Genomic DNA, 12,338 nt, shown 5'->3' on the forward strand with positions numbered 1-12,338 from the left:
GGTCAAAAACCGGCTGTGGTGCCCCTCAAAAATCCGGCGTTGTCGGTGAGTTCAGTGCTCGCACAGGTCAAAAACGGGCTCGGTGATTTGGCGTCACCCCGGAGCTCGTTATCCAGGACGCCGTGAATCCCTCCCTGGAGGCTTCGCTGCCGCATCCCTGCGGCAGAGACCTGGCTAACGAGCTCCAGGGCGCCACCCGTTAAATTCTGCGTCGTTGGTGGGGTTAGCGCTTACACAGGTCAAAACCGGCCGCGGTGATTTGGCACTACCCCTGAGTTTAGCGTTCAAACAGGTCAAAACCGGACGCGGAGAAAAGGCGTCACCCCAGAGTGCCTTATCCGAGACGCCGTAAATACCTCCCTGTAGTCCTGGATGCCGCATCCCTGCGGCATACACTCGGCTAACGTGCTCTATGGCGCCACCCAAAAATCCGGCGTTGTCGGTAAGTTCAGTACTCGCACAAGTCAAAACCGGGTACGGTGGCAAGGCGTCACCATAGAGCACGTTATCCGAGGCGCCGTGAACCCGTCCATGGGGGCTTGGATGCCGCATCCCTGCGGCATACACTCGGCTAACGTGCCCTATGGTACCACCCAAGAAATTCGGCGTTGTCGGTAAGTTCAGTGCTCGCACAGGTCAAAACCAGATTTGATGCGGGATCTGGATTTGGATGTGGGTTCGGAATTGGATTTTGTAGTGGGTTTCGCTTTTCTGTCACAGGCAACACCAGCGCTGAGGGGAGGGGAGAGGGGGCTGATAAGCAAAAGCTAAGCGGCATGGACGCCGCTTCGCAGCCATCAGGGATGATTTCACGGCGTTTTTGTGTTCAGCCCCCTCTCCCTGACCAGGTTACCGAAACATAAAGACGATGTGCCCTTAAAGCAAGCTACAGGCATCCCATTATCCCTGACTGTGTTACCCACCCATCCAGGCAACGTGCCCTTAATGCTTTACGCCTTCAACGGATCCACGCCAGCCTTACGTAACATTTCGCACAGCGCAATCAGCGGAAGTCCAACCAGCGTATTCGGGTCACGTCCTGAAAGCCGTTCAAACAGCGTTATGCCCAACCCTTCGCTCTTGAAACTGCCTGCACAATTAAGCGGCTGCTCCTTTGCCACATAACTAACAATCTCTTCATCAGTCAGCGTTCTGAAATCCACACTAAACGGTTCACATACCACCTGCAGCTGGTTCTGTTTACTATCAAAAAGCGCAAGGCCAGTATAAAAAATAACGCTGTGCCCGCTCGCCAGCCTTAACTGTTGGTGGGCGTTCTCTTCAGTGTGCGGTTTTCCGGTTATTTTGCCATCAATCACGCAAACCTGATCGGAACCAATAATCAGATGCGCTGGATAGCTTTTCGCCAGCGCTTTCGCCTTTTCAGCCGCCAGTCGCATAACAAGATCGGTAGCAGATTCATCAAGTTGCGGTGATTCGTCAACCTGCGGAGCCGCGGTGATAAAGGGCAGGCCCAGCTTCTCAAGCAGAGACTTCCTGTAGGGGGAGGTTGAAGCAAGTACCAGTTGGCTCATATTTTTTTCCAGAATAGATAGCGAATCAGTTCAAGGCATTTTAAACTGTGCGCCGCATTGGATGCGAATATTGGGTGAAAGATGCTGTAAACCGGCCTTTTTCTTTGACTCTATCTCGTTACAAAGTTAATATGCGCGCCCTATGCAAAAGGTAAAATTACCCCTGACTCTCGATCCGGTTCGTACCGCTCAAAAGCGCCTTGATTATCAGGGCGTCTACACCCCTGAACAGGTGGAGCGTATTGCCGAATCGGTAGTGAGTGTGGACAGTGATGTAGAATGCTCCATGTCGTTCGCTATCGACAACCAGCGTTTAGCGGTACTTAACGGTACTGCGGCGGTTTCCGTCACGCTTTGTTGTCAGCGCTGCAACCAGACATTCCCGCATCAGGTCCACGTGACGTATTGTTTCAGCCCGGTCGTTACTGACGAACAGGCTGAGGCGTTGCCGGAAGCGTACGAGCCGGTCGAGGTCAACGAGTTTGGTGAAATCGATCTGCTGGCAGTGGTTGAAGATGAAATTATCCTCGCCCTGCCTGTCGTTCCGGTGCATGATTCTGAACACTGTGAAGTGTCCGAGGCGGACATGGTCTTTGGAAAGTTGCCTGCAGAGGCAGAAAAACCAAACCCATTTGCCGTATTAGCCAGTTTAAAGCGTAAGTAATAGGAGTAAGGTCCATGGCCGTACAACAGAATAAACCAACCCGTTCCAAGCGTGGCATGCGTCGTTCACACGATGCTCTGACCACTTCCTCTCTTTCCGTAGATAAAGTTTCTGGCGAAACGCATCTGCGTCACCACATCACTGCGGATGGTTACTACCGCGGTCGCAAGGTCATCGTTAAGTAATTCTTGCGGATTCGCAAGGCGATACTTTGCCACGTCTGACCCTGGCGATAGATGCCATGGGCGGGGACTTCGGTCCCTGCGTGACAGTGCCTGCTGCAATGCAGGCACTGGCCTCTAACTCGCAACTGCATCTTCTTCTGGTCGGCGATCCCGACAACATCTCGTCATTACTCGCAAAAGCTGATTCAGCGCTGTTGGCACGTCTGCAGATTATTGCTGCCGAGTCGGTTATTGCCAGTGATGCCAAACCCTCCCAGGCGATCCGCCAAAGCCGCGGCTCCTCTATGCGCATAGCGCTGGAGCTGGTTAAAGAGGGGAAAGCGCAGGCCTGCGTCAGTGCTGGTAATACGGGCGCGCTGATGGGGCTGGCTAAGCTGCTGCTTAAGCCGCTCGACGGTATTGAACGCCCCGCGCTGATGACGGTTTTGCCGAATCAGCAGCAGGGGAAAACAGTGATACTGGATCTGGGTGCGAACGTCGATTCAGACAGTGCGATGCTGGTGCAGTTTGCGATTATGGGCGCGGTGATGGCGGAGGAAGTTTTGTCAGTACCCCGTCCCCGCGTGGCATTATTAAATATCGGTCAGGAAGAGACCAAAGGTTTAAGCAGTATCCGCGATGCCGCAGCTATACTGCGTGAATTGCCAGAAATTAATTATATTGGATACCTCGAAGGCAACGACCTTCTTACTGGTGAAACGGATGTGCTGGTGTGTGATGGTTTCGTGGGCAATGTCACCCTGAAAACCATGGAAGGTGTGGTAAGAATGTTTCTTTCGCTGTTGAAATCACAGGGCGAAGGTAAAAAAAGGGCCTGGTGGATGACGCTGTTAGGACGTGTCCTGAAAAAACGTCTGGCGAAGCGCTTCGGCCACCTCAACCCCGACCAGTACAATGGCGCCTGTCTGTTAGGATTACGCGGTTCCGTGATCAAAAGTCACGGCGGAGCGAATCAACGCGCATTTACTGCGGCGATAGAACAGGCAGAGCAGGCGGTGCGGCGGCAAGTTCCCGAGCGGATTGCTGCGCGCCTTCAGGCTGTATTACCTAAGAGTGACTGACGTACATGTATACGAAAATTATCGGTACGGGCAGCTATTTGCCCGAACAGGTGCGGACTAACGCCGATCTGGAAAAAATGGTGGATACGTCGGACGAGTGGATTGTCACCCGTACCGGTATCCGTGAGCGTCGCATAGCGGCACCTGATGAAACCGTTGCGACAATGGGCTATCAGGCTGCCCTCCGTGCGCTGGAGATGGCCGGTGTTGATAAAAATGACATCGGACTGATTGTGGTCGCGACCACCTCTTCCAGCCACGCCTTTCCAAGTTCAGCCTGCCTGATCCAGCAAATGCTGGGAATTGACGATGCCGCCGCTTTTGACCTCGCGGCAGCTTGCGCTGGTTTCACCTATGCTCTGAGCGTTGCCGATCAGTACATCAAAAACGGCGCGGTGAAAAATGCGCTGGTAATTGGTGCAGACGTGCTGGCTCGTATGCTGGATCCGACCGATCGCGGCACGATTATTCTGTTTGGCGACGGGGCCGGGGCTGCGGTGCTGGGTGCCAGCGAAGAGCAGGGCATTATCTCCACGCATCTGCACGCAGATGGCCGCTACGGACATCTGTTAACGCTGTCCAATCAGGATCGTGAGCATCAGGATCAACCTTCTTACGTCACTATGGCGGGTAACGAAGTGTTTAAAGTTGCCGTCACGGAGCTGGCGCACATCGTTGAAGAGACCCTGCAGGCTAATAACCTGGAGCGTGAGTCGATAGACTGGCTGGTGCCGCATCAGGCTAACCTGCGTATTATCAGCGCCACCGCCCGCAAACTCGGCATGGGTATGGAAAAGGTAGTGGTAACGCTCGATCGTCACGGGAATACTTCCGCCGCCTCAGTGCCTTGTGCACTGGATGAGGCCGTGCGTGATGGCCGCATACAGCGCGGTCAGCTTATTCTGCTGGAAGCCTTCGGGGGTGGATTCACCTGGGGCTCGGCGCTGGTTCGTTTTTGATTAACAGGACATAACAATGACGCAATTTGCTATGGTTTTCCCGGGACAGGGATCGCAAACGGTAGGCATGCTGGCTGAACTGGCGGCAGAAAACCCTACCGTTGAACAGACTTTCCGTGAAGCTTCCACGGCTTTGGGCTATGACCTGTGGTCACTGGTGCAGCAGGGGCCTGCTGAAGAATTGAACAAAACCTGGCAAACCCAGCCGGCGCTGCTGGCCGCATCTGTTGCTATTTTCCGCGTTTGGCAGGAAAAAGGCGGTTCAAAGCCTGCAATGCTGGCGGGACACAGCCTGGGCGAGTATAGTGCGCTGGTTTGCGCCGGCGTGATCGATTTTGCTGAGGCGATCAAACTGGTTGAATTGCGTGGCAAACTGATGCAGGAAGCGGTTCCGGAAGGCACCGGCGCCATGCAGGCTATTATTGGTCTGGATGATGCGGCTATTGCTAAAGCCTGTGAAGAGTCTGCACAGGGTCAGGTGGTATCACCTGTTAACTTTAACTCGCCTGGTCAGGTTGTTATTGCCGGAAATAAAGAAGCGGTAGAGCGTGCCGGTGCAGCCTGTAAGGCTGCCGGAGCTAAACGTGCTCTGCCGTTGCCTGTGAGCGTACCTTCTCACTGTGCACTGATGAAACCTGCCGCCGACAAACTGGCGGAAGCGCTGGAAAAACTGACCTTCAACGCCCCGGAGTTGCCGGTGGTTAACAACGTTGATGTGAAGTGCGAAACCTCACCTGAGGCGATTCGTAGTGCGCTGGTGCGTCAGTTGTACAATCCGGTCCGCTGGACGGGCTGTGTAGAGTTTATGGCGCAGGAAGGCGTAACGTCACTGCTGGAAGTTGGCCCTGGCAAGGTGCTGACTGGCCTGACGAAACGTATTGTTGACACCCTGACCGCGGCACCGGTGAACGATCCGGCCAGCCTGTCAGCGGCGCTTTAACAGTCAGACGAGGATGAACATGAGCTTTGAAGGAAAAATCGCACTGGTTACCGGTGCAAGTCGCGGCATTGGCCGCGCCATTGCAGAGACACTGGTAGCGCGGGGCGCAAAAGTGGTCGGTACAGCGACCAGCCAAAGTGGCGCAGATGCCATCAGCGCTTATCTGGGCAGCAACGGCCGCGGCCTGCTGCTGAATGTGACCGACAGCGCGTCTATCGACAGCGTGTTGGAAAATATTCGTGCTGAATTTGGCGAAGTGGACATTTTAGTCAATAATGCAGGCATTACACGTGATAATCTTCTGATGCGTATGAAGGATGATGAGTGGCAGGATATCCTGGACACTAATCTGACTTCCGTATTCCGCCTCTCAAAGGCAGTAATGCGCGCTATGATGAAAAAACGCGTAGGCCGAATCATTACCATCGGCTCCGTTGTCGGAACGATGGGTAATGCGGGCCAGGCAAACTACGCGGCAGCAAAAGCGGGTTTGATCGGCTTCAGCAAGTCACTGGCGCGTGAAATCGCGTCACGTGGTATTACCGTTAACGTTGTGGCTCCCGGTTTCATTGAAACCGACATGACGCGTGCGCTGACTGAAGATCAGCGTGCGGGCATTCTGGCGGAAGTGCCAGCGGGTCGCCTTGGCGACGCGCAGGAAATCGCCAATGCCGTTGCATTTTTAGCTTCTGACGAGGCTGCGTACATCACTGGTGAGACGCTGCACGTCAATGGCGGAATGTATATGGTCTGATAATCACGAAACTATTTGCGTTATTTGCGGTTATACCCGCAAAATAGCGTAAAATCGTGGTTGGACCAGCCGGGATTTAGTTGCATCTTTTTCAACATTTTATACACTACGAAAACCATCGCGAAAGCGAGTTTTGATAGGAAATTTAATAGTATGAGCACTATCGAAGAACGCGTTAAGAAAATCATTGGCGAGCAGCTTGGCGTTAAGCAGGAAGAAGTTGTTAATACTGCCTCTTTTGTAGAAGATCTGGGCGCTGATTCTCTTGATACCGTTGAGCTGGTAATGGCTCTGGAAGAAGAGTTTGATACCGAGATTCCGGACGAAGAAGCTGAGAAAATCACCACCGTTCAGGCTGCTATTGATTACATCAATGGTCACCAGGCGTAAGTGAGCCTCTCCAGGCGGTCATTCGACCGCCTGAGTTTTATCTGAAAGTCCCACATAGTGTCATTGTCATTTTTTCCCTCCCTGGAGGACGAACGTGTCTAAGCGTCGTGTAGTTGTGACCGGTCTTGGCATGTTGTCTCCTGTCGGCAATACCGTAGAGTCTACCTGGAATGCTCTTGTTGCCGGTCAGAGTGGCATCAGCCCGATCGACCATTTTGATACTAGTGCCTACGCAACGCGTTTTGCTGGCTTAGTAAAGGATTTTAACTGTGAAGAATTTATCTCGCGCAAAGATCAGCGCAAGATGGATGCCTTCATTCAGTACGGCGTAGTTGCTGGCATTCAGGCCATGCAGGACTCCGGTCTGGTTATCACGGATGAGAATGCCGATCGTATTGGTGCTGCTATCGGCTCCGGTATCGGTGGTCTCGGTCTGATTGAAGAAAACCACGCCTCGCTGGTCAACGGCGGCCCGCGTAAAATCAGTCCTTTCTTCGTTCCCTCCACGATTGTAAACATGATAGCGGGTCATCTCACTATTATGTATGGCATGAAAGGTCCAAGCATCGCTATCTCTACTGCCTGTACTACCGGTGTGCATAACATTGGTCAGGCGGCGCGCATCATTGCTTATAATGATGCCGACGTGATGCTGGCAGGCGGTGCCGAAAAGGGCAGTACCCCGCTGGGTATTGGCGGCTTTGGCGCAGCACGCGCGCTCTCCACCCGTAATGAAAGCCCTGAGACGGCAAGCCGTCCCTGGGATCGGGATCGCGACGGCTTTGTGCTGGGCGATGGCGCGGGACTGGTGGTGCTGGAAGAGTATGAACACGCGAAAAAACGTGGCGCTAAAATTTATGCCGAACTGGTTGGTTTTGGCATGAGCAGCGATGCATACCATATGACCTCGCCGCCGGAAGATGGCGCAGGCGCTGCGCTGGCGATGAAAAACGCACTGAAAGATGCGCAATTAACGCCAGAACAGATTGGTTATATCAACGCGCACGGCACTTCGACGCCAGCCGGTGATAAAGCAGAGACACGGGCGGTGAAGAGCATCTTTGGCGCCAGTGCCGCCACGGTAATGGTCAGCTCAACCAAATCCATGACCGGTCACCTTTTAGGAGCCGCGGGCGCCGTAGAGTCAATCTTCTCTATTCTTGCGCTGCGCGACCAGGTGATCCCGCCAACCATCAATCTGGATAACCCGGATGAAGGTTGTGATTTGGATTTTGTGCCGCACACAGCACGTCAGGTAAAAGGTCTGGAGTATGCCCTGTGTAACTCCTTCGGCTTTGGCGGAACCAACGGTTCGTTGATTTTCCGTAAAGTCTGATCGCTGCCTTAACCTTCTGAAGGCCCGCTTAGCGGGCCTTTTTTGTTGAATTTTTCGGCAGCTGCCGCACTTTTTCATCCCGGTACAATTCTCTACAGACAAGCAGATGAATCTGCCGCCTCGTCGGGGTAATCTTTACCGCTGTGAAACGATTGCTCAGGGGAACTTATGGTCTGGATAAACGGAAAGCCGCAGGAAAGCGTAGCGGCTCGCGATCGTGCCGTGCAGTTTGGTGACGGCTGCTTTACTACAGCCAGGATCCTGCAGGGCAAAGTTGTCTCGCTGCAAGCGCATCTTGCACGGCTGAAGAGGGGCTGCGAGCGGTTAATGATCCGCAACCTGGACTGGGATGCGCTGGCTGCTGAAATGCAGCATGCCGCCGCAACGCGATCGGTCGGGGTGCTGAAAGCGGTGGTATCAAGAGGCGCGGGCGGACGCGGATACAGCGCTCAGGGCTGTGAACAGCCCACCCGGATGATTTTTCTCTCGGACTACCCGGCCCACTATCAGCAGCTTCAGCAGAGCGGCGCCACGCTGGCGTTGAGCAGCGTGCGGCTGGGGAAAAATCCGCTGCTGGCCGGGATCAAGCATCTTAACAGGTTGGAGCAGGTGCTGATCCGTACAGAGCTTGAGCAGACCGCAGCCGACGAGGCGCTGGTGCTTGACAGTGACGGCAGCCTGGTGGAATGCTGTGCGGCAAATTTATTCTGGCGCAGGGGGGAGCAGATTTTTACGCCCGATCTCAGCCAGTGTGGCGTCAACGGTATCCAGCGGCAAAAGGTGATGCAACGGCTGCATACGTTGGGGATGCCGGTGCAGGAAGTGATCCTGCCGGTGCAAACTCTGGCAGAGGCAGAAGAGGTGTTCATCACCAATGCGCTAATGCCGGTACTGCCGGTGAAGCAGATTGACGGCTGGCACTATGCCTCGCGCACTATTTTTAACCTGCTACGCCTGCATGACGATTAACAGGGAAATTTCATGACTGTTGTAAGAAAAGTAGTAACCGGGATAGTGGTCATTGTGGTGGCCCTCCTGGCGTTCAGCTACTGGCAGATCCGCCAGTTTGCTGATTCAACGCTGACCATCAATAAAGAGACGATTTTCACGCTGCCGGCAGGATCGGGGCGGGTGGTGCTGGAAGCGGAACTCAATCAGCAGCACATTGTGCCGCAAACGCTGTGGTTTGGCTGGCTGCTGAAACTGGAGCCGGAGCTGGCTAACTTCAAGGCTGGCACCTATCGCTTTTCGCAGGGCATGACGGTACGCCAGATGCTGGAGCTGCTGAGCAGTGGTAAAGAGGCGCAGTTCCCGGTGCGTTTTGTCGAAGGCACCCGTATGCAGGAGTGGCTGGCTGAACTCCGTGCGGCGCCCTATATCAAACACACGCTGAAAGATGACAAGTTGGCAACGGTTGCCGCCGCGATGGATCTGCCTGAGCAGGATGTGGAGGGGTGGTTCTACCCTGAAACCTATGCTTATACCGCGAATACTACTGATGTGGCGCTGCTTAAGCGTGCGCATGAGCGGATGGTGAAGCTGGTGGACGCCCAGTGGCAGAGTAAAATCGACGGCCTGCCTTATAAAGATAAAAATGATTTAGTCACTATGGCCTCTATTATCGAAAAAGAGACGGCGGTGAGTGAGGAGCGCAGCAAAGTGGCCTCGGTCTTTATCAATCGTCTGCGTATTGGCATGCGTCTGCAAACCGATCCCACCGTTATTTATGGCATGGGTGAGAACTATAAAGGCTCGCTGACGCGTAAAGACCTGGAGACGCCGACGCCTTACAATACCTACACCATTGCCGGGATGCCGCCAGGACCGATTGCGATGCCGGGCAAGGCCTCTCTTGAAGCGGCCGCGCATCCGCTGAAAACGGATTTTCTCTATTTTGTTGCTGACGGCAAAGGCGGGCATACGTTCACCACTAATCTTGCCAGCCATAATCGCGCGGTTCAGGCGTGGCGTCTTGCCGAGAAGGAAAAGAATGGACAGTAAATTTATCGTTATTGAAGGCCTTGAAGGCGCAGGGAAAACCACGGCCCGTGATGTTGTGGTAGAGACATTGCGCGAGCAGGGCGTCAGCGACATTCTCTTTACCCGTGAGCCCGGCGGCACGCCGCTGGCGGAAAAACTGCGCGATCTGATCAAACAGGGCGTTGAGGGCGAGCAGGTGACCGATCGGGCAGAGCTGCTGATGCTCTACGCGGCGCGGGTTCAGCTGGTTGAGAATGTCATCAAGCCCGCCCTTGCCCGGGGGGCATGGGTGGTGGGCGATCGTCACGATCTCTCTTCTCAGGCTTACCAGGGCGGCGGGCGTGGCATGGATACTGTGCTGATGGCACAGCTTAAGCAGAGCGTACTGGGCGACTTTGCGCCAGATATGACGCTCTATCTGGACGTGACGCCTGAGATTGGGCTGCAACGTGCCAGGGCGCGAGGCGCTCTGGACCGTATTGAGCAGGAGTCGCTGAACTTTTTTATCCGCACCCGTGAACGCTATCAGGCGCTGGCAGCGGCTGACGCCAGCATCAGAACCATCGATGCAACCCAGTCAATTGAGCAGGTCTCCGCGGCCATTCGCCAGGCTCTGTCAGCCTGGTTCAGGGAACAGGCATGAACTGGTATCCCTGGCTGAACCAGCCTTACCGGCAAATCATCAGCCAGCATCAGGCGGGGCGTGGTCATCACGCGCTGCTGCTGCACTCACTGACCGGTATGGGAGAGGCTTCGCTGATCTGGGGGATCAGCCGCTGGCTGATGTGCCAGCGTCGCGACGGCCTGAAAAGCTGCGGAGAGTGTCATGCCTGCCAGTTAATGCAGGCCAACACCCATCCGGACTGGTACAGGCTGGAGGCGGAAAAGGGCAAAAGCGCGCTGGGGATCGATGCTGTGCGCAGCGTGACGGAGAAGCTCTATCATCATGCGCAGCAGGGCGGGGCAAAGGTGGTCTGGATCCCTGATGCCGCTCAACTCACTGAAGCAGCGGCCAACGCGCTGCTTAAAACGCTGGAAGAGCCGCCGAAGAACACCTGGTTTCTGCTCAACAGCCAGCAGCCTGCCCAGCTGCTGGCTACGCTGCGCAGCCGCTGCTTTACCTTCCATCTGGCGCCGCCAGAGGAAGCACCGGGCCTGCAATGGCTGCTGAAGCAGCGTCCGATCTCTGAGCAGGATGCGCTAACGGCTTTACGGCTCAGCGGCGGCGCGCCCGCAGCGGCGCTGGAGTTAACCAGTGAGAAAAGCTGGGCCGCCAGAGAGACGTTGTGTCAGGCACTGCCTGAGGCGCTCAGGGGAGATATGCTAAGCTTGCTACCCGTGCTGAACCATGATGATGCCGTGCAGCGCACCGGCTGGCTCTGTTCTTTACTGGTTGATGCACTGAAGTGGCAACAGGGCGGAGGGCAGTTCATCGCCAATGTCGATCGGCAGGCGTTAATTGCTGAGCTGGCGATGCAGCTTCCCGCCAGCGCGCTGGATGAAAGCGTGCGGCAGTGGATGATTGCCCGTGACCGCTTGCTCAATGTGGTCGCCGTGAACCGTGAATTATTGCTGACTGACCAGCTGCTGGGCTGGGAGCAAATGCTCCATCCCGCAGTGGGCCGGTCTGACTAGCCTGAAAAGAGAGTATTTATGTTTTTAGTAGATTCGCATTGCCACCTGGATGGGCTGAATTATGAGACGCTGCATCAGGATGTCAGTGATGTGCTGGCGAAAGCGGCGGCCCGTGACGTCAAGTTTATGCTGGCCGTTGCCACCACGCTGCCCGGTTATAAAGCGATGACCACGCTGATTGGCGATCGTCCCAACGTAGCTTATTCCTGCGGTGTGCACCCGCTGAATCAGGCAGAGCCTTATGACTTTGCTGAACTGCGCCAGCTTGCCGCTGACGAACGCGTTGTGGCGATGGGGGAAACCGGGCTGGATTACCATTATCAGCCTGAAACCCGCGAGCAGCAGCAGGCCTCCTTTCGGGAACATATCCGCATCGGGCGCGATCTCAACAAGCCGGTGATTGTTCACACCCGGGATGCCCGCGAAGATACGCTGGCCATTCTGAAAGAAGAGAAGGTGGAGGGGTGCGGCGGCGTGCTGCACTGCTTCACGGAAGATCGTGAAACCGCGGAAAAGCTGCTGGATATGGGGTTCTATATCTCTTTCTCCGGAATTGTGACCTTCCGTAACGCGGAAACTATTCGCGAAGCTGCGCGTTATGTGCCGCTGGACAGGATGCTGGTTGAAACAGATTCCCCTTATCTGGCTCCGGTGCCTTACCGTGGCAAAGAAAACCAGCCTGCCTACACGCGCGACGTGGCAGAGTACATGGCGGTAGTGAAAGGAGTCACTATTGAGCAGATGGCGGAAGCCACAACGCAAAATTTCTCGGATCTGTTCCACGTCCCGCTTTCACGACTTACCGATCGATAACAGCCGCAGACCTGCCCGGCTCTCTCCGCATCGCCCTCTGGATGGTGCGGTTTTTTATCGCCTTAAACTGGCGCTTTTCCGCGCGA

The 12,338-nt window shown here is 55.1% G+C and carries 14 protein-coding genes; 13 read left to right on the forward strand and 1 reads right to left on the reverse strand.

From position 1 onward, the window contains the following. Nucleotides 1-950 precede the first annotated feature (950 nt). Nucleotides 951-1,535 carry a Maf family protein gene (locus Q3V30_RS08205; RefSeq protein WP_306212144.1) on the reverse strand — a complete coding sequence of 195 codons (585 nt, stop codon included), beginning with the start codon at nucleotides 1,533-1,535 and terminating at the stop codon, nucleotides 951-953. 142 nt (nucleotides 1,536-1,677) lie between these two features. Between Q3V30_RS08205 and yceD the strand changes: the two genes are divergently transcribed. The 13 genes from yceD (at nucleotide 1,678) to Q3V30_RS08270 (ending at nucleotide 12,252) form a co-directional block, all read left to right on the forward strand. Further along, nucleotides 1,678-2,199, forward strand: coding sequence for a 23S rRNA accumulation protein YceD (gene yceD / locus Q3V30_RS08210; protein ID WP_306212146.1), 522 nt, complete (start codon nucleotides 1,678-1,680; stop codon nucleotides 2,197-2,199). A 14-nt stretch (nucleotides 2,200-2,213) separates the two neighbouring features. Beyond that, nucleotides 2,214-2,384 (forward strand): 50S ribosomal protein L32, encoded by a 171-nt coding sequence (gene rpmF / locus Q3V30_RS08215; protein ID WP_072017504.1) that lies wholly within the window; start codon nucleotides 2,214-2,216, stop codon nucleotides 2,382-2,384. Nucleotides 2,385-2,410: 26 nt separating this feature from the next. Beyond that, entirely contained in the window at nucleotides 2,411-3,445 is a 1,035-nt protein-coding gene (gene plsX, locus Q3V30_RS08220) for a phosphate acyltransferase PlsX (protein ID WP_306212149.1), read from the forward strand. A gap of 5 nt (nucleotides 3,446-3,450) precedes the next feature. Beyond that, nucleotides 3,451-4,404 (forward strand): beta-ketoacyl-ACP synthase III, encoded by a 954-nt coding sequence (locus Q3V30_RS08225; RefSeq protein ID WP_306212152.1) that lies wholly within the window; start codon nucleotides 3,451-3,453, stop codon nucleotides 4,402-4,404. Nucleotides 4,405-4,420: 16 nt separating this feature from the next. Beyond that, nucleotides 4,421-5,344: an ACP S-malonyltransferase gene (fabD, locus tag Q3V30_RS08230; protein ID WP_306212154.1), complete on the forward strand. Its 924-nt coding sequence runs from the start codon at nucleotides 4,421-4,423 to the stop codon at nucleotides 5,342-5,344. A 19-nt stretch (nucleotides 5,345-5,363) separates the two neighbouring features. Further along, nucleotides 5,364-6,098 carry a 3-oxoacyl-ACP reductase FabG gene (gene fabG / locus Q3V30_RS08235; protein ID WP_306212156.1) on the forward strand — a complete coding sequence of 245 codons (735 nt, stop codon included), beginning with the start codon at nucleotides 5,364-5,366 and terminating at the stop codon, nucleotides 6,096-6,098. A gap of 153 nt (nucleotides 6,099-6,251) precedes the next feature. Beyond that, nucleotides 6,252-6,488 carry an acyl carrier protein gene (gene acpP, locus Q3V30_RS08240; RefSeq protein WP_004157115.1) on the forward strand — a complete coding sequence of 79 codons (237 nt, stop codon included), beginning with the start codon at nucleotides 6,252-6,254 and terminating at the stop codon, nucleotides 6,486-6,488. A 94-nt stretch (nucleotides 6,489-6,582) separates the two neighbouring features. Then, a complete protein-coding gene (gene fabF, locus Q3V30_RS08245; RefSeq protein WP_306212183.1) occupies nucleotides 6,583-7,824 on the forward strand; it encodes a beta-ketoacyl-ACP synthase II in 1,242 nt (413 codons plus the stop codon). Nucleotides 7,825-7,992: 168 nt separating this feature from the next. Then, complete coding sequence (gene pabC / locus Q3V30_RS08250; protein WP_306212185.1) at nucleotides 7,993-8,793, forward strand: aminodeoxychorismate lyase; 801 nt, start codon at nucleotides 7,993-7,995, stop codon at nucleotides 8,791-8,793. A 12-nt stretch (nucleotides 8,794-8,805) separates the two neighbouring features. Continuing rightward, nucleotides 8,806-9,825 carry a cell division protein YceG gene (gene yceG, locus Q3V30_RS08255; RefSeq protein ID WP_306212188.1) on the forward strand — a complete coding sequence of 340 codons (1,020 nt, stop codon included), beginning with the start codon at nucleotides 8,806-8,808 and terminating at the stop codon, nucleotides 9,823-9,825. Beyond that, nucleotides 9,815-10,447: a dTMP kinase gene (tmk, locus tag Q3V30_RS08260; RefSeq protein WP_306212190.1), complete on the forward strand. Its 633-nt coding sequence runs from the start codon at nucleotides 9,815-9,817 to the stop codon at nucleotides 10,445-10,447. The genes yceG and tmk overlap by 11 nt, the downstream gene beginning before the upstream one ends. Then, nucleotides 10,444-11,439 carry a DNA polymerase III subunit delta' gene (gene holB, locus Q3V30_RS08265; protein ID WP_306212191.1) on the forward strand — a complete coding sequence of 332 codons (996 nt, stop codon included), beginning with the start codon at nucleotides 10,444-10,446 and terminating at the stop codon, nucleotides 11,437-11,439. Before tmk ends, holB begins: the two co-directional genes overlap by 4 nt. 18 nt (nucleotides 11,440-11,457) lie before the next feature. Beyond that, nucleotides 11,458-12,252, forward strand: a complete 795-nt coding sequence (locus Q3V30_RS08270) for a metal-dependent hydrolase (protein WP_306212193.1) — start codon at nucleotides 11,458-11,460, stop codon at nucleotides 12,250-12,252. The last annotated feature ends 86 nt before the right edge of the window (nucleotides 12,253-12,338 follow it).

The sequence above is a fragment of the Erwinia pyri genome (genome assembly GCF_030758455.1).
Taxonomy (GTDB): domain Bacteria; phylum Pseudomonadota; class Gammaproteobacteria; order Enterobacterales; family Enterobacteriaceae; genus Erwinia; species Erwinia pyri.